Source organism: Limnoglobus roseus (assembly GCF_008254045.1).
GTDB classification, from domain to species: domain Bacteria; phylum Planctomycetota; class Planctomycetia; order Gemmatales; family Gemmataceae; genus Limnoglobus; species Limnoglobus roseus.
On record NZ_CP042425.1, the window covers coordinates 5,190,413 to 5,206,911 of the forward strand.

The window sequence follows — 16,499 nt, forward strand, 5'->3', positions numbered from 1 at the left end:
TTTCGGACTCTGGGCAACTGGCCGTTGCCTCCCACCATCCCAGATATTGGTGAAGGTCACGCGACCTTGCGGATGGGTAAAGGGGCTGGCTTAACCTGGGGCTGTTGTGACTCAACGAGGGCGAGGATGGCCGCTTGTATGGGGAAGGGCAGGGCGGGCCAGGCGATGGCGACCCGGAAGAGGTCCGGCGCGGTGGTACATGTGATGGTACATGTGGCCCGGGCGTGAACGTCGAAAGCCTTGAGTTTCAAGCCTCCGGCGTGGGTGTCCGGTCGGCCTCCGGAGCCGAAGGTTACAGGTTCAACTCCTGTCGGGTGTACTCTAGAAAAATAGGGGTTTTTGAAACGCCCTCAACTCGTCCGTACTAAATTCAGTACTAAACCCCGGCTTAAACAGGCTGGGGTTTCTTTATTTTGGCCGGTGGCACTGTCGTCAATTCCCAACAACCCGCGTCGAAACCGAACCGTCGGTCGCGGACGAACAGTGTCGCAAACCTGCTTCCGAGAATCATTTCACCCACCCCCCTCGCGTCCCGTGCCGCTGCGGGCGGGAGACCGCGATTCAGACGCGGCGGAACCGGTCCTCGAACTCGGCCCACGAGACGCGGCCGTCCTGGTTCGCGTCCAGGTCGTGCGCCACCCCATTGACCCACGACCAGCGGGTGAGCCAAAATCCGACTCCGGCATCGGCCAACAGGGCGTTCAACTCCGACATGCTCATCAACCCGTTCCTATTGGTGTCGTAGTGGTCGAACGCCGCCCGGATGTCGCCGCCGAAGCGAGCGTCTACCACGCGGCGAACCTTCATCAGTATCTCCGAGATGTTCCCTTCGTCCGGCATGGCCTTCCCCTCTGGTGGTGAGGTTACTCTAGCGGCACCGCCCGACGCCGTTGTATTGGCAGCAAGTTTGCATGCTGTTCATTCACCGCCCGCCCCCGACCGGGCCGCCGGGCACATCACCACGAGCCATCATCATGAACCGAACCACCGACGCCGAACGTCAGACCGACCACGAACGTGAATCCCGCGTCGAGTCGGCCCGCCAGCAAGCCCTTACCCGCCTCGCGTTGATGCGACAAGCGGCGACGACCACCGGGCGAGAGGAGCGACGGCCGGCTGAACGGACCGACCCGCTCCGCGACCTGTGGCGGCAGTAAGGCGGTAGAGCCTCCGGCCACTTCCCACCCCCGTCGCGGGCGAACAGAGTCAAAACCGCGTCCGCCTCGGCACTTGACCCGCGTCCGACGGTGCGGTCGAATACACCAATGACGCGAGGGAGAAGTATTTCGCTTGCCGACCACAAGGGCCGCACGAGTGATTCGTTACCGCCTCAACGGCCGAGGGGTCGTGCAGTGTGTCGTTCTGCTCGCCGTGGGGGCTCCGCTCCTCGCCTTCGGCGGGATGGCTGCGAGTGACGACCTGCGATTACAACGAACGGGCGTCGTCACTCCGGCCGAAGTGTACGACTGGCGGACCAGTCGTTCGCGGGGCGGGGTTCAACACGAAATTCGGTACACGTTTACGGTGCCCGGTCGCCCGGAGCGGTTCTCCAGGGCCGATCCGGGCCTCGGCCGGGAGGACTTGTGGTCGTCCGTTTGGCCGGAGGAGTGGGAACGGTCCCGCCAGACGCGGCACGTCGAGGTTCGGTACGTGCCCGCCGACCCTCGCATCAATTACCCGGTCGCACTCGCCGAGAACCCGTGGTTCGACACGCTGGCGGCCGCGTCCGTCGGCGGCATCGCACTGGCTTGGGTCGTCGGCATGATCGTTGTGGGTGGCGTGCAGTACCTGAGGTGCCGCCGATCCCCGCCGCTGGCATTCCGCGAATATCCGCTGTTCCGGGCGGAGCGGGTCACGGGTGACGAGGTGAGGTACGTCGGGTACGGAGACCCGATCTGATCCCCGACTCATCCCGCCCGCGACTGCCCCGCCCGTTGACCCGGCGCGAGGGGCGGGTAGGGTGAAGCGATTCGTAGAGAGCTTGCCGTGGAAACGTCTCCGACACTCCTCGCGCCCGTCGTGCCCGGCTTGCAGTACGGCATCGAGGCGTGGGAATTCCGCGGGCTGATCGCCGGCTTGGGTCTGCTGGCCGCCTACGCCCTCGTCCGAAACCGCAAACCGCCCCGCCCACCGCGTCACGACGCAGACGGTGCTCCTCCGGCTGTGGGTCGGTGCAATGGTCGCGGGCATCCTCTGGTTGTCGGTCGATCTGATTCGCGGGGAGATGTTCCTCATGGGGGTACTGGGACGCTCGTGATCGGTCATGAGAACGGTATCGCGGGGACGATTCTCATCGCGGGTGGCGGGGCCGCGTGGGCGGTCGTCGTCGCCGAGTTGGTACAACGAATCGTCGCCTCACAGAAGCCAGCTTGTCCCGCCGTCTCACCGTTGCGGGCTTGAACACTCGTGACGGAGGTCATCCCGGTGCGTCAGTCTCTTCTCCCTGTGTTGCCACTCTTGGCGGTATCTGTGTTCGCTTGCGTCTTGGCCCTCGCGTGGTCCGTCGCCCGAATTGCGATCGGCGGGCCGGCCAGCCTCGGCGATCCGGGGGCGTACATTGCAACGGCCTTGGTAGGTGCCGGGTGTATCGCAGTCGTGAGAGGGCAGGAAGGTCGCATACGGGATTTGGAGAAACGGCTCGACGATCTCACCAAGAGTGACGGACCCGACAACCTGATCTGATCCGTTTCCGAATTGGCCCCCGTCACTCAGCACCACCTCCCGCCCTGTCCCCGTGCGAGAGTGTGCCCTCACTCCCACCGAGGGCCATCCCGTACCGCTATCCGTCCGCGAACAAGAAGACGCTGCCGTCTTCGCCGCCCATCATGCCCGCCGTGACCAACGCGAGCGTGATCGCATCGGCCGTGTCAAGGTGAAGGCAGTGCTCGCCCTGCAAGGCAAGTCGCCGACCCGCCAGGAGATCGCCGACGCCGAACGAGACGCCATCAGCCAAGACGATCAGGACCGCGATGCAACCCGCCTCCGTGAGACCGATAACCGGAACGGCGTGCCGAGTCACCGGCGCATCCGCTGACCCATCCCCCACGATCGAGGACGACCCGTGCCATCACCGCTACTCCAAGTCCACCGCCAGTTCCGCGAGGCCGACCGCATCGCTGGAAGTCGGGACATCGCCCAACGCGAGTTGAGGTATAAGCTCGCGTTAAAGGGTCAGTCACCTACCGCCGTAGAGTTGCAGGTCGCTGCCGATGCCGCCAGAACGACGCGAGCGATAGGGCGGTGACGAGAGCAACGACTGCGATGACGAGTAAAGCGACGTGCCCACTGGCCATCGTCAGAGGTGGGGGGGCCGAACGCGCGTTCCAGAAGGGGAGACCACGCCCGTATCGGCGCACCTTTTCCTATAAAGATAGTTTTACAAAGTATTACCAAAAGCACATGGCTTCGACGACCCGAAATGCTCCCAATATTTAGGCCGAAAACGGCGGCGATATTCGAGGGGTAAATCGGGGCAGTTTTTGATGCGTGAAACTGGCGTCTTCCCTCGCGGTCGCGGCGTGCGAAATCGGGCGTTCTTTGACCCCGTCTCGCGAGTGGGTGAACGTCACGTCGTCATCGGCACCGTTTGGACCGTCGCGAATGGCGTGCGTTTCTAGAGCGGTTCCCGAGATGATCAAGCGCCGGGTGCGCGGGTCGGTTAGTTTGTTGGCGACTCACAGGAGGGCCACCGAAGCGGGCGTCCTCGGCCGATGTGCGGGCGCGGGTGCTGGCGGATTGTGATCCCGGGCCGGGCACCCGGGCCATCGCCATCGAGTATCGCGCGAGCGAGTCTTGGGTCCGGCGGGTCCAGCAAGTACGGCGGGGGGGCCGGGCGGATCACGCCCGTTGATCCGCGCGGGGACCCACACCCGGCCGGGTCGCCCACGCGGACGCGATCCGGCCGGCCGTCGCGGCGGCCCCAGACGCGACGCGGGCCGAGTACCGCCGAGCGGTTCGCGCTGCCCCGGTCCCGCTCGGCCCTCGCCGCCCTCGGGCTGCCGCGGGAAAAAAGTCGGTCCGAGCCGGCGAGCCGGACCGCCCGGATGGGGCCGCGGCTCGGACCGCGTGGCGTGCGGGCCAGCCGCACCTCGCTCCGGGCAAGTTGGTGTTCGTCGACGCGACGTGGGCGAGTACCCGGATGGCCCGGACGCACGGCCGGTGCCCGCGGTTGGTGATGGACGTGCCGCACGGGCACGGGAAGACGACCACGTTCGTGCCCGCCCGGCGGTCGGACGGGATGACCGCCCCCGTGGTGATCGACGGAGCGGTGACGGGTGACGTGTTCGTGGCGTACGTCGAGCAACCGTTGGTCCCGGCGCTGCGGCCGGGTGACCGCGTGGTAATGGACAACTTGGCCTGCCACAAGCGGGCCGGGGTGCGAGTTGCGGTTGCCGCCGGCGTACCGCCCGGGCCTCAACCCGATCGAAAAGGCGTTCGCCAAGCGGAAGGCCCGACACCGGGCGGCGACCAAGCGGACCGTGCGGGCCGTCGAGGGCTACCTGGGCGAGTGATCGACGACGTTCGCGGCCGAGGAGTGCCGCAACTACTTCGCCTGTCGCGACTATTCAACCGCTACACCGACTCGGGAACCGCTTTAAAGCCCTCCGCCGCCGAACGACCCCGCTCATGGGCCCGGCCGCACTCAGCGACCTATGAACTACCAGAACCGAGGTGTGCCGCGGTGTCAAGTGCAGCACCTCACATGTTCGCATGCGGTCATCGTGAGAGCGCGAGGCCCGGCGGTCGGACCAACCGCATGCAGTGCCTAAGGCTTGACCTCGAGAATCAGATTGCGGACCGACTACCGGCGTTCCTCGACCTCGGACGCTATCCGGGGACCGTCCTCGGACGCCACCCCGCATCCGTGAGCACGAGGGGAGGGACGCCGTGGGCACCGACTCCGCGACCGCGTTCGTCGGCATCGACGTTTCCAAGGACGCACTCGACACCTGCCTCCTCGCGGACGGCCAGGTCAAGGCGGCCCCGTACGCCAACGATCCGAAGGGGCACGCCGCCCTCGCCGCCTGGGCCGGCCGCCACGCCGGGCCGCCGGCCTGCACTTTTGCATGGAAGCGTGCGGGCCGTACTCCGATGCCCTCGCCGTTCACCTCGCGGGCGTCGGCCGGGTCGTCAGCGTCGTCAACCCGACCCGCGTCAAGTACGCCGGCTTGGCCTGGCGCCGGGCCAACAAGACCGACCGCGCCGACGCCGAGTTGATCGCCCGGTACGCCGCCCGCGAGAGGCCACCAACGCCTGCAACCCCCGCCGCCGGCCGTGCGGGAATTGCAGGCGTTGGTGCGGCGGGTCGACGACCTCGTCGAGATGGCCGCCCGGGAGAAGGGTCGGCTCGCCTCGCTCGCGTTGAACACGCCCGCCCGCCGGTCGATCAACCCCCACCGTGCGACTGCTGGGCCAGGAGGCCGCCCGCGTCCGGGCCGCGGCCGACGCGGTGGTCGCGGCGGCCGCGGCCCGGGCGGCCGACCGCGACCTGTTGGAGTCGATCCCCGGCGTCGGCCGGCCGACGGCGACGACCGTCCTGGCCGAACGGCCGGCGGTGGATCGGCTACCGGCCGCCCCGGCGGCGGCCGCGTACGGCGGGCGGGCCCCGAAGGCGTTCCGGAGCGGGAAGAGCGTCAAGCGGCGGACCCGATTGAGTAAGGCCGGGAACGCCCGCCTGCGGAAGGCGTTGTTCGTGCTCACCCAGACGGCCGTCCGGTTCAATCCCATCCTTCGTCGGTTCTTCGCGGCTCGGACCGACCCGACGCGGGACGGGGGCCCGAAGGCGAAGAAGCAGGCGATCGGGGCGTGCATGCGGAAGCTCGTGATGATCCGCTACGGCGTCCTCAAGGATCGGACGCCGTTCGACCCGAATCGGGGGTCAAGAATCGCCACTTGACAACACGCTACCTTGTATCTTCCCTTCGCATTCGCGGCCACTTTTCCGGGGGCGGTAGGTCGCCCGCTATCCGGCCCCCGAGGCCGTGAACCAGCTTGACCGCCGCCCCCGACCCATCCCGGCTCAAGCCCGAACAGTCATCCGCCCCCGAGGCCGGATTCGCGAGACTGGGCACGGCCGGGATTTTTCGGAGGAGGGCACATGGCCGACCCCATCACCGTCGGGATCGACGTGTCGAAGGATTTCCTGGCCGTGGCCGCCCGGCCGGGCGACCGCTTCCGGGTTCGCAACGATTCGGCCGGCATCGCCGACCTGGTCGCCCGCGTCCGGCGGCTGATCCCGACGCTGGTCGCGCTGGAGGCGACCGGCGGGTACGAGGCCGACGCCCTGGCCGCCCTCCTGGCCGCCGTCGTCAACCCGCGGCGCGTTCGCCAGTTCGCCTCCGGCATCGGCCAGCACGCCAAGACGGACCCCATCGACGCGGCCGTGCTCGCCCACTTCGCGGCCGTCGCCGGCCCGCCCCCGGCCGCCCCGCCGGACGCCGATCGGGCGCGACTCGCGGCCTTCTGGACCGCCGCCGGCAACTGCCCCGCATGCGGGCGGCCGAGGGCAACCGAGTCCGGCCGGGCCTTCCCGCCGCCATCCGTCGCGGGATTGAAGCGCACGTGGCCGGGCTGGACGCACAAGCCGACGACATCGATGCCGAGGTGGCCGCCATCGTCCGCCGCACCCCGGCGTGGCGGGAGCGGGACCGGCTGCTGCGGTCCATCCCCGGCGTCGGGCCGGTCGTCCGCCGGACCCTCTCGGCCGACCTGCCGGAGCTCGGCACCCGGCCGCCGGCCAAGCTCGTCGCCCTGGCCGGGTTGGCCCCGTTCGCAGCCGCTAGCGGCCGGCGGCGAGGCGAGCGGCACATCCGCGGCGGCCGGAGGGAGGTCCGCCGGGCGCTCTACATGGGGGCACTCGCCGTCGCCCGCGTGCCCGGGCCGCTGCGGGACTTCGCCCAGCGGTTGAAGGGCAAAGGGAAGCCGTCGAAGGTGGCGTTGATCGCCGTCGCCCGCAAGCTGCTGGTGATCGCCAACGCCGTGATCCGCGACGGCCGCGCATGGGACGGAAAAATGGCTACGACGGCTTGACAACGAACACAGTCGCTGGTTCGGCGGGACTTTGAGCCTTACGGCGGTCCAGATTCTTTTGGGTGCCCGACTTCTCGCGGCCGGGACGCACCCAGGCGATGTCGTGGTGCGAATCTGCGGTCATCGGCTCGTCCCGCCGCGTCCTATCGGACTCGAACCCGCCGACCATCGGGAATCCGGCGTTGTTCCGAGGGGCGGTGAACATGTGGTACACCACCACCGCCACCGTCTTGCCCCGCAGGTAGCTCTGGGCCAGGGCGTCGGTCCCACAGGCGTCGCCCACCACGAACGCCTCCCTGCGAGCCATCGCGGCGTCCAGCGCGGGCCGGTAATGCGCCTCGGACTCGGCCGCCGTGAGGTCCAGGTGGCCGCTGATGTAGTTGACAAACTGTGCCACCCGCAAGCCCTCCTGCCGCCGAATAGAGCATTAGCCTGCGCCGGCGCATGTTAACACCGGCACGACATTGGACCCGGCCGGCGAGCGTCAGTCAAGATCTCTGGTGGCGAGTTACGCCGAGGCGATCGGCGGTCGGCCGCGCAGGCTAACACGGTAACGCACCCTGCGCTGCTCTGGTGGAAAGAACCAACCCGGCCGGCGCGTTTCTGAGTGGGCAGTCGGTTTCAACGCTTCTGATCTCAGTTCTGGCCATGGGCAGCAGAAATGGCACTCGACACTGCGGGCCGGTCGCTCTCGAAATAAGCGTGTCAGAAGGGGTCAGGGTTGTGAGCCGAAGGCTTCATTTCTCCTGCCACGTGTCAGGGGAAGCCCGAAATGTCCGCCACCGTTCGGCGAATCGTTTGCCCGCGGGCGGGGCGTGGGATACCCTCGCCTTCAGACCACGCCCCCACCCGCAAGAACGGATTCGCCTTATGACGCCGACGAACGAATCACCACTCTTCGCCCGCCTCAATGTGTGGCGGACCAGGCCCGTGTCCGTGCCCGAAGCGGCCGACACCATCGACGCCGACCTTGGCCCGGCTGAGCGGACGGCCCTCCGGGATTGCCCGTTCAAGTTCCTTTCCCAGTTCGATTACACGCTGGGGGTCGTCATCCGCAACCGCCTAGGCCTGTGGAACGACGGGCGGGTGATCGACGCCGACGACCAACCGGTGGCCTGCCCGGACACGGCAGCCCAACTCGTCATCGAGGAACTGTGGTTTCGCGGACGCCAACAACAGATTGTAACGAATCCGGCGGGACGGAAGGCGTCCGCCGTCGCCGCCATGAGGAGCACGCTGGGGACCGGTCTGCACGTTACACGCCCGGTGGGCGCGCGGCTCTAGCGATCCGTCCCGCGCTCATCCTTCCCGAGCACGCCGTCCACGACCCAGCACCCGCGGACGTGCGGCCCGTCGCCCCGGCAGTGACTCAACACGTCCACATCCTCGCACCCGGCGTCCTGGAGCGCATCCGCGAGGATCGGCAGGCGGTCGAAGGCACGGTCGGCGTAGATCGCTTCCGCGAGGCCGACGGCGGCGGGCGTGAGCCAGGCGGGGGAGAAGGCGATGGGGCGGAACGGGTTGCCGAAGATGTCGCGGAGGAGGTACGTCGTATTTGAAGTGAGTACTCCGAAAGCCTCTTGAAGCATTTCAACCGATAGGTCGTGCGGGTCGTCTGTCTGCAAATCGCCTAGAAGGGAGCCTCGAAAAACCGCCGCCGCGGACAACTGGGCGACTTCCGCCGCGGCAGCGGACTTGAATGCCTCTGTTACAAAAGTCCTTGCCTTGCCTCGCGCGTCGCCAAGACGTGCCAAGGCGGCATGGCGAAGTTCGAGCCCCGCTGCTCGCGAGGCCTCCGTTGCGATCAGCAGATCCTCATAAGGTGCCAATCCATCCGCGAACAGTTCAGCCGTTAAAACTAAGTCTCGACTTCTCTGGTCCGCCAAAAAAGGCCACACGGTTCGACCTCGGGCGGCCTGGAACAACAACCCTTTGCGACGGCTCGCCCTGTCCCGAGCGAACAACCACATCGCCCACGAGTTCGTCCCCGTTAGCCACTCTGCTTCCGTCATCATCTACCCCTCGCGGTGATGCTACCCGACGACGCGACCGGACGCGAGGGGTTTACGACGCCGTGAACGGGCCAGAATTCGACTGGCGAAACGAAGGGTTAAACTGGCGGGTGAAATCGACCACCGTTTCATCACGCGACGGAGGGGGCCAGAAATCGTCACTCCGACTGCCACGAATTCGCGGCGTCTGGAACCGACGATCTAGCGGATGCGACGGTGGGCGGGGACGTCGTTGTGATCGTGGGCTTCACGACTCCGGGCGGCGGCGCGGTCCTGCTCGTCTTGGCGGACGGCGGCCTCGGCGGCGGCGTTCTCTTCGGCACGGGTCGGCGGTTTCTTGCCCGCGATGGCGAGACGGCCGCGGAGTTTGGCAACGGCGATGCGTTCGAGGCGGTCGATGCGATCCTTCACTCGCTGGGCCTTCTCGGCATGATGCTTCGCGAGGACGGCGGCGGCGTCTTGTTCACGGACGGATAGCGGCACGGGATGGCCCTCGGTGGGAGTGAGGGCGGCATTGTGGCACGGGAAGGGAGTGAAGCGTGGTGCTGAGGATGGGGACACTACTTCTTCGGCGGGGCGGGGGCGTTCTTCACGGCAACCTCGTTGATGGTCGTGTTGTGGAAGTGCACCACCTTCCAACCGTCGCTCGCCTTCGCCAGCACGAGGGTACTCCGGTGGCGGCACGCGGGCACGACAATGCCACTCGGCACCTTGAACGAGCCAACCTTCCAGACCGAGACGGCAATTGCGGACCCGACGCCGGTCGCGTGGACGTTCACCTCTTCGATCGTCTCCTCCAAGTCTTTGAAGATGGTGTCGTGGTAGGCCGTCAGGTGCTTCAAAATTTCCGTCTTCCCTCGCCAGTGCATCCCGACGACGTTGACGCCTTCCGCGTCGTCCCGGAACGCTTTCGTGAACGCCTTCATGTCGTGCTTGTTCCACGCCGCTTCCTGATCCTTGACGGCGTCCCGGATCGCCTTCTCGTCCCCCGCCGAGAGTTGATGGGCTTTGGCGGGCGTCTCCGCCTCGGGTGGCCGGGCGAACGCCCCGGCGAGCCAGAACAACGAGGCCGCGGTGAGCAGCAGGAACGGGCCGGTGATGACCTTCGGCGTGTTCATGGATTCTTTCTTGCGATGAGAGATGGACGGTCGCCCCTCACCCTACCCGCCGCCTCTCGCCGGGTCAACGACCTTCCCGCGAGGGGTGGCCACATCACTACCGACTGAGCGACTACTCTTCCGTCACGGCGTCGCGTCTGCACCCTTACCGGGGAAGAATAGCACGACCAACCCGCCGAACGGGATGACGAAGACGAGCAGCAGGCAGACGCCTAAAGACAATCCCTTGCCCAATCCGATCCCGAGCGTCCCGATGAACGACAGGACATAGCCGGCCAGCAGCAGGACGGCCTATAGTGGACCCCATTTGCGAGACCAAAAACCGACGAATTTAAGCTACTCCTTCGCCGGCTCTTTTGACCGTCCGGCCCGGTACACCTCGGCCGGGGTCTTGTACCCCAGTGACTGGTGCAAGCGGGCCTCGTTGTAGAAGGTGAAGTACGCCTTCAACCCCCGCTCCAACTCGGTCACCGTCTCGTATCCCCGCAGGAACACGTCCTCGTACTTCACCGTCCGCCACAGCCGCTCGACGAACACGTTGTCCAGGCACCGCCCCCGGCCGTCCATGCTCACCCGCGCCCCGGCCGCCTCCACCCGCTCGACCCACGCCCCGGCCGTGAACTGCACCCCTTGATCGGTGTTGAACACCTCCGGGGTGCCGGCCGCCAACGCCTCGTCCAGCATGTCCCGGCAGAACGCCCCGTCGAGCGTGTTCGACAACCGCCAGGCCACCACGTACCGGCTGTACCAGTCGATGGTGGCGGCCAAGTACATGAACCCGCCGGGCAGCGGCAGGTATGTAATGTCGGCACTCCACACCTGCCCGACGCGGTCGATCGGCACGCCGCGGAGGAGGTACGGGTACACCGGGTGGCCCCGCCCGGCCGACAGCTTCGGCTTCGGGTGGATGGCTTCCAGGCCCATGACCCGGAGCAACCGCTGGACCCGCTTGCGGTTCGCCGGGTGGCCGTTGCGGGCCAGCCACCGGGCGATCCGCCGGCTGCCGTAGAACGGGCAGGCCGTGTACTGCTCGTCGATCCGCCGCATGAGGGCCAGGTTGTCGGCCGACTCCTCGGCCGGCCCCCGGTAGTACGTGGCCCGGCCGAGCCCGACCAGTTGGCACTGCCGACGGACGCTCAGGTCGGCGTGCCCGGGGTCGATCAGCGGCCGCAGGTCGTCAACCGAACGTCGCAGCTTTTTTTTTCACCCAGTCGAGCTCGACCTTGAGCCGGCCGATCTGCTCGTACAGCGCGGGTGTCTGGTCGTCGCCGGGGGCGACCGCCTTCGCTCCGGCGGCGAACACGGCCTCGGCCCCGGCCAGGAGTTGCTTCTTCCACCCGTGGATGAGGGTCGGGTGGACGCCGAAGTGGGCGGCCAACTCGTTGACCGTCTTGTCGCCCTTCACCGCGGCCAGAGCGACCTGGGCTTTGAACGCCGCCGTGTGGGTCTTCCGCTTCGCCGTCATCAGGACCACCTCCGAGGGCCGCCAGAGTAGCTTACCTGGCGGTCTCAGTTTCGGGGTCCACTATAGCCGCGGCCATGACTACGCCCGTCGTCGGAGCGATGACACCGGGCAGCAGGACCGCGACCAATTGACAGGCACACCCGGCGACGAGGAGCCAAACGCCCCGCCACCACGCACGCCAGTCATGTTGAGTCGGCGACGGGGTTGTGATCCCGCCTGCATCCGCCGCCGATCGCCGCAACTCACCGAGAGTCGGGATGGGGACTGTTTGCCCGCACCCGCACGGGACGGTCCCGCCGGCCTGCCCCGCCCGCACCGGGATCGTCTTCCCACACGGACACGCAATGTTGAACATGAGCGCCCTTTGCCATGAGACACGGGCCGCGTGGCCCCACGGCCCCACGCGAGACATTCAGACTTCCGCCCAAGAGTAGCCGCCCCCTCGCGCCGGGTCAACGGGGCGGGAGGTTACTCGGCTCGGTTCCGGCGGCGGCGAGACTTCCGCATATTCTGGCGATCCCAGACCAGTCCGGCGACAACGGCCGGCGGGCCGAAGACTAACCCGACGACGGTGCCCACGAGTAGGGCGTCGGCGAAGAACGGGGCGTCGTCCTTCTCCCGCGGCTCGAATTGCTCCAACAGCCAGCACGCGGAAAAGTCCGTGTCCGGGTAGTCGTTCGCCAAGTGCCCCCGGACTTCGGGCAAAAGGCCGCGTTGCGGGAGGGGAAACACGACCCCTTCCATCTCCCTCTTCCGGCTCAGGAGGCGGAACCCGGCCCCGCTCGCGGACGTAGGTGTCGTCTCCAAGAGTACGACGAAGGCCGTCGGTTCGGCCTCGGGGTCAGCGGTCGGGGGCGTCTTCTTGAACAACGGCAGCCACGCGCGACCCTGCCCTTCTTGCCGCACGCCCGGTTCCGAGTCCGCGTTCGAAGGGGTGATCTCGTACGCGAAGTGCGGGGCACAGTCGTAGTCGGTCACGATGACGTGGCGGTTGCCGCCGGGGCCGTTCGCCGCGAGGTCGGCCAAGGTGATCCGCTGGGCCTCCACGCTCAGGGCGTTCGCCCGGTCCCGGCGGCCGGGCAGATAGATGGCGGACGCGATACCGATGACGGAGAGAATACAGCCGCCGACGACGAAGGCGTGGGCTTGCCGCTTGAAATAGGCGATCATCGCGAGGCTCGGTCCGGGTGTAAGGGCGTCCGTCAAGAATACGGTCCGTTACACGACGACACAAGAACGGAAATCGTTGGCGGCGGCGTCGCGGAATGGCTCAATCCGTCACTGCCGCCACAGGTCGCGGAGCGGGTCGGTCCGTTCGTCCGGCCTTCGATCCTCTCGCCCCCTTCGTCGCCGCTTGTCGCATCAACGCGAGGCGGGTACGGGCTTGCTGGCGGGCCGACTCGACGCGGGATTGCGTCCTGCCGGTGCGGTCTATAATCCATGTCCACCATGGAACCCGCTCGCACCGCCGCCGACAAGGAAGCCCGCCGCTTGGCCGTTGATAAGGTCGCGGCCAGGCGGTCCCAGCAGGACGTGGCCGACTTCCTCAGCATCCACCCGGTCACCGTCAACACGTGGGTGCGGGCCTACTGCGCCGCCGGGGCCGACCGCCCGGCCGGCACGCCGCACCCGGGGCGAATGCCGTTCCTGACGCCCTCTCAGGAGAAGAAGATCCTCGCCTGGCTAAACGAGAAGCCGACCCGGCACGGGTTCCCGACCGACCTGTGGACGGCCTGCCGGGCGGCCGAGTTGATCCGCCGCAAGTTCGGCGTGGCGTACTACCCGAACTACTTGCGGAAGTGGATGACCCGCCGCAACCTGACCCCGCAGAAGCCGGCCAAGCGCGCCCGGGAGCGAACCCCGGCGGTGATCGACCGCGGGCGGACCGAGGCATGGCCGGCGGTCCAAAAAACGGCCGACAAGCTTGCTCACGTCGTCTGGATCGACGCGTCCGGCCTGTTCCTCAAGCCGTCGTTCGCCGGACTTGGGCTCCGAAGGGGCGGATGCCGGTCCTCGACGCCTGGGGTCGGCAACTGGACAAGGTGAGCGTGATCGGGGCCCGAGTCGATGTCCCCGGCGGCCCGCCGCCTCGGGTTCGACTTCGCCACCGATCCGGACGGGTACTTCACGGCCGAGAAGGTCGTGGCCTTCCTGCGGGACCTGCTCCGGCACCTGCGGGGGAAGGTCATCATCGTGTGGGATGGTGGGGCGAACCATCGCGGGCCGGGCGATGCGGGCGCGGGCCTTCCTCGTCCGGAACCCGCGGCTACGGCTCGAGCGGTTGCCAGCGTACGGCCCGGACCGGGTCCCGGTCGAGGCCGTGTGTGGAGTTGGCGGAAGTACGGGCCGTCGTCCAACTTCGTGCCGTACGATGTCCACCACCTGGGCGAGTGGGTCGTGGAACGACTGGTCGAGTTGAAGTGCAACCCCGGTTGCTACGCCGACCGTGGGCCGCATCCGATTTGCCGTTCCCAGAACCGATACATGAACAGCCCGGATAACCTACGGATCAGTAGCCGGGCGGCTGCCCGATTCTCGGCGCGTGCTTTGACGTGTGTGCCCCCTTTTCAAACACCACGACACTGTCGTACACGTGCATCGAGAGGGTCGTGCGCGTGAAGTCAGTAGGGCTTAGGGCTGCCCGCGAGTGATCGGCGTTCAACTCGTCGATGAGGTCTTTACAGTATTCGATAAAACTCCCGCGCCGCTTCAGCCCCCCTCATACTCATCCCAATAAGCCGTGTGCAGGTCTTCAACCATGTAGACGCCCGACTTGGATATCTTCGGATAGAGGAAATCAAACGTGGCACGGAGGTGGGACATGACGTGACTGCCGTCGTCGAGAACGATGTCCGGCGGCCCGAACTCGGTCACCACCTTCTGTAAGAAAGTGCCGTCGGATTGATCCCCGATGCGGATCTCGATTTGATCTTCCGCGTAGCCGCTGCACTTCGGCTCGATGTCAATTCCAACGATCTTCGCGTGAGGTCCGAGGTACCGCTTCCAGAGTTGGAGTGAGCCACCTTCGCCACAGCCGATCTCGATCAGGGTCACGTCCTGATTCACAAACCGGTGGAAGTGTCGTTCGTAAATCGGGAAGTAGTGCTTCCACTTGTGAATCAGTCGTTGCGTGTTGGTGAGGAACTCGGCCCAGAGTGCCATGAACTCGCTCCGTTCGCGGGTAATCACTTTCGACGCGATTCAACAGCCTCGACACACCCATTGCGATCAATCGGGTGGAGTATCTGAGCCATGAAACGCCTGAGCGAGTTATACGGCACTCAGGTGTCCGGCCTCGACCGGATGGTTCGGCGGGGCCGAAGCCGCGTTGAACGTTTTTTTACGGCTGAGGACCGTCAGCATCAGGTCGTCGGGATTATTGAGCACGAAGAATGGTTCTAACCCGGCTCTGGCCAACACGGCGTGCATCGTCTTCTCGGTGAAGTAGAACGTGTGGACGGCACAGATGAGGTGCGAAATTCGATTTTGTGAGGCGAACGAGCTGATGAAGTCGAAGGACGGGACTTGGAGTGCCAGCACGCCGTCCGGCCGCAGCAGGCTCGACGCGTCGATCAGGAATTGCACGGGGTCGAGGGTGTGGTCCAGCACGTACCATGCAACCGCTAAATCGAAGTCTCGTTCGGATGAGGCAATCTCATCAGATGATTTTACCACCCTCAGGCCGAAGTCGAGACGCGCCCGTTGTGCCGCGGCCTCGGAGGGTTCTACTCCGATGCAATCCCACCCTCGTCGGCGGGCGGCTTCGAGGAGCAGACCGCGGTTGCATCCGATGTCCACTAGCCGTTTTCGTCGGGTCGTGAATTGCTCGAGGCCGGCCACCATGTCGTTAAGGGCTCGGATTTTTGAGGCCATTTCGTCCGGCGGCATGAGGTAGACGGAGCTATTGCCTTCCAGGGATTCGATGAATGCCAACGACGGCCGTGGCGCGAGGTACACGAGATTGCATGACCGGCAGCGGACCAGCGACAGGTCCGCGCCGATCCCTCCGTCGTGCCGCGTGAAAAGTGCCTCGCGGTCCGCTGACCCACAAACCGAGCAAGATGACACTGGGTCAAACATCGTACTGACTGCCATGCCATCGGCCTCGTGGATCGAGAAGCGCAAGAATGAATTGGACGGTCAGCCATCCGAGTGGTTGATGGCTGACCGTATGACGACGCCCTGCTAACTCTCCAGGCAGAACGCACCAGCCCGGACTGTGTTCAGCACAGTCAGCCCCTTTAGGCGAGCTTATGGATCAACCCGATCCCGCACGGGTCGGCGTAGACTAGGTCGTTCCCGTCTCCAGACTTGAACGACTCGTTCAAGTTCAGAACGGCCACCGGCTTGCCCTTTGCCCAGTCGGCCAGGGCCTGGCGGACGCCGCCGTTCTTACCCGAATCGAAGGGGGCAGCGAAGATGCTGGTGTCGTGCAAGAGAATCATTGCGTGGGGCGGAATTACGTCGTACCAGAGGTTCAGTTCGCGGATCGTGTGGTGGTATTCGTGCGACGAATCGATAATGACGAGTTGTGGCGTTCCTCCCAGGTATTTGGTCGCGCGTGCTGGCATGGAGAGGTCTGACGAGTCGCCCAGTTCCAGATGGACTTGCTCATTCAATTGAGCCCGATCGACCCACCGCTGCGAGACGCTGTTGGCGAGCGGGTCAATGTCGATGGAGAACAGGGACTGCTTCCGGCCCATGTGGCGTAAGAGAAAACCGAGCATTAACGTCGAGTAACCTACGTAGTGGCCGCATTGCACGATCCGCGTGATGCCACTTCCGCCCACGAAGCCCTGCACGATGGAGACTAGCGGAACGGTACACTCCCCGACCATGTTGTGCCGTTCGGTCTCGTCGTACCACTCCTCCAAG

The 16,499-nt window shown here is 66.1% G+C and carries 17 protein-coding genes and 3 pseudogenes; 9 read left to right on the forward strand and 11 right to left on the reverse strand.

Annotation, left to right across the window (positions count from 1 at the left end; all coding sequences use genetic code 11):
* Window positions 1-561 precede the first annotated feature (561 nt).
* On the reverse strand, window positions 562-840 hold the full coding sequence (locus tag PX52LOC_RS21735; protein WP_149112064.1) for an EF-hand domain-containing protein: 279 nt from the start codon (window positions 838-840) through the stop codon (window positions 562-564).
* Window positions 841-974: 134 nt separating this feature from the next.
* Here PX52LOC_RS21735 and PX52LOC_RS21740 point away from each other — a divergent pair, with 134 nt between their 5' ends.
* The gene (locus tag PX52LOC_RS21740) at window positions 975-1,157 is read left to right on the forward strand and encodes a hypothetical protein (RefSeq protein ID WP_149112065.1); all 183 of its coding nucleotides are present in this window, start codon (window positions 975-977) and stop codon (window positions 1,155-1,157) included.
* Between the two features lie 157 nt (window positions 1,158-1,314).
* Complete coding sequence (locus tag PX52LOC_RS21745; protein WP_168219136.1) at window positions 1,315-1,899, forward strand: DUF3592 domain-containing protein; 585 nt, start codon at window positions 1,315-1,317, stop codon at window positions 1,897-1,899.
* Window positions 1,900-2,779: 880 nt separating this feature from the next.
* Here PX52LOC_RS21745 and PX52LOC_RS21750 read toward each other — a convergent pair.
* The gene (locus PX52LOC_RS21750) at window positions 2,780-3,019 is read right to left on the reverse strand and encodes a hypothetical protein (protein ID WP_149112067.1); all 240 of its coding nucleotides are present in this window, start codon (window positions 3,017-3,019) and stop codon (window positions 2,780-2,782) included.
* 1,119 nt (window positions 3,020-4,138) lie between these two features.
* Between PX52LOC_RS21750 and PX52LOC_RS43995 the strand changes: the two are divergent.
* The 5 genes and pseudogenes from PX52LOC_RS43995 to PX52LOC_RS21765 all read left to right on the forward strand — a co-directional run.
* Window positions 4,139-4,336: pseudogene (locus PX52LOC_RS43995) on the forward strand (IS630 family transposase); the annotation flags it as partial.
* Window positions 4,337-4,382: 46 nt separating this feature from the next.
* Window positions 4,383-4,511, forward strand: coding sequence for a hypothetical protein (locus PX52LOC_RS43375; RefSeq protein WP_261345027.1), 129 nt, complete (start codon window positions 4,383-4,385; stop codon window positions 4,509-4,511).
* Between the two features lie 555 nt (window positions 4,512-5,066).
* Window positions 5,067-5,195: pseudogene (locus tag PX52LOC_RS44000) on the forward strand (IS110 family transposase); the annotation flags it as partial.
* Between the two features lie 203 nt (window positions 5,196-5,398).
* Window positions 5,399-5,896, forward strand: coding sequence for a transposase (locus tag PX52LOC_RS21760; protein ID WP_149112069.1), 498 nt, complete (start codon window positions 5,399-5,401; stop codon window positions 5,894-5,896).
* A gap of 201 nt (window positions 5,897-6,097) precedes the next feature.
* Window positions 6,098-7,029, forward strand: a pseudogene (locus tag PX52LOC_RS21765) (IS110 family transposase).
* On the opposite strand, the gene PX52LOC_RS21770 reads toward PX52LOC_RS21765, so the two are convergent.
* Complete coding sequence (locus PX52LOC_RS21770) at window positions 7,016-7,426, reverse strand: hypothetical protein (RefSeq protein ID WP_218575128.1); 411 nt, start codon at window positions 7,424-7,426, stop codon at window positions 7,016-7,018. The pseudogene PX52LOC_RS21765 and the gene PX52LOC_RS21770 sit on opposite strands and share 14 nt — an antisense overlap.
* A 533-nt stretch (window positions 7,427-7,959) precedes the next feature.
* On the opposite strand from PX52LOC_RS21770, the gene PX52LOC_RS21775 reads away from it, so the two are divergent.
* A complete protein-coding gene (locus tag PX52LOC_RS21775) occupies window positions 7,960-8,313 on the forward strand; it encodes a DUF6794 domain-containing protein (protein WP_149112071.1) in 354 nt (117 codons plus the stop codon).
* On the opposite strand, the gene PX52LOC_RS21780 is transcribed toward PX52LOC_RS21775, so the two are convergent.
* From PX52LOC_RS21780 to PX52LOC_RS21800, 5 genes are all read right to left on the reverse strand, one after another.
* Window positions 8,310-8,618 (reverse strand): hypothetical protein, encoded by a 309-nt coding sequence (locus tag PX52LOC_RS21780; protein ID WP_149112072.1) that lies wholly within the window; start codon window positions 8,616-8,618, stop codon window positions 8,310-8,312. The genes PX52LOC_RS21775 and PX52LOC_RS21780 overlap by 4 nt on opposite strands.
* A 624-nt stretch (window positions 8,619-9,242) precedes the next feature.
* Window positions 9,243-9,524 carry a hypothetical protein gene (locus tag PX52LOC_RS21785; protein WP_149112073.1) on the reverse strand — a complete coding sequence of 94 codons (282 nt, stop codon included), beginning with the start codon at window positions 9,522-9,524 and terminating at the stop codon, window positions 9,243-9,245.
* A 77-nt stretch (window positions 9,525-9,601) separates the two neighbouring features.
* The gene (locus tag PX52LOC_RS21790; protein ID WP_149112074.1) at window positions 9,602-10,159 is read right to left on the reverse strand and encodes an SgcJ/EcaC family oxidoreductase; all 558 of its coding nucleotides are present in this window, start codon (window positions 10,157-10,159) and stop codon (window positions 9,602-9,604) included.
* A gap of 336 nt (window positions 10,160-10,495) precedes the next feature.
* A protein-coding gene (locus PX52LOC_RS21795; RefSeq protein ID WP_390637529.1) for an IS3 family transposase occupies window positions 10,496-11,627 on the reverse strand; the annotation gives its coding sequence in 2 pieces (ribosomal slippage) (window positions 10,496-11,344 and window positions 11,346-11,627; 1,131 coding nt in all).
* A 465-nt stretch (window positions 11,628-12,092) separates the two neighbouring features.
* The gene (locus PX52LOC_RS21800; protein WP_149112075.1) at window positions 12,093-12,794 is read right to left on the reverse strand and encodes a hypothetical protein; all 702 of its coding nucleotides are present in this window, start codon (window positions 12,792-12,794) and stop codon (window positions 12,093-12,095) included.
* Window positions 12,795-13,064: 270 nt separating this feature from the next.
* On the opposite strand from PX52LOC_RS21800, the gene PX52LOC_RS21805 reads away from it, so the two are divergent.
* Window positions 13,065-13,670, forward strand: coding sequence for a winged helix-turn-helix domain-containing protein (locus PX52LOC_RS21805; protein ID WP_149112076.1), 606 nt, complete (start codon window positions 13,065-13,067; stop codon window positions 13,668-13,670).
* A 663-nt stretch (window positions 13,671-14,333) separates the two neighbouring features.
* Here the strand turns inward: PX52LOC_RS21805 and PX52LOC_RS21810 are convergent.
* From PX52LOC_RS21810 to PX52LOC_RS21820, 3 genes are all read right to left on the reverse strand, one after another.
* Window positions 14,334-14,786 (reverse strand): class I SAM-dependent methyltransferase, encoded by a 453-nt coding sequence (locus PX52LOC_RS21810; protein ID WP_218575129.1) that lies wholly within the window; start codon window positions 14,784-14,786, stop codon window positions 14,334-14,336.
* Window positions 14,787-14,894: 108 nt separating this feature from the next.
* The gene (locus PX52LOC_RS21815) at window positions 14,895-15,719 is read right to left on the reverse strand and encodes a class I SAM-dependent methyltransferase (protein WP_149112077.1); all 825 of its coding nucleotides are present in this window, start codon (window positions 15,717-15,719) and stop codon (window positions 14,895-14,897) included.
* 146 nt (window positions 15,720-15,865) lie between these two features.
* Window positions 15,866-16,498, reverse strand: coding sequence for a class I SAM-dependent methyltransferase (locus tag PX52LOC_RS21820; RefSeq protein WP_168219137.1), 633 nt, complete (start codon window positions 16,496-16,498; stop codon window positions 15,866-15,868).
* Window position 16,499: the final 1 nt, after the last annotated feature.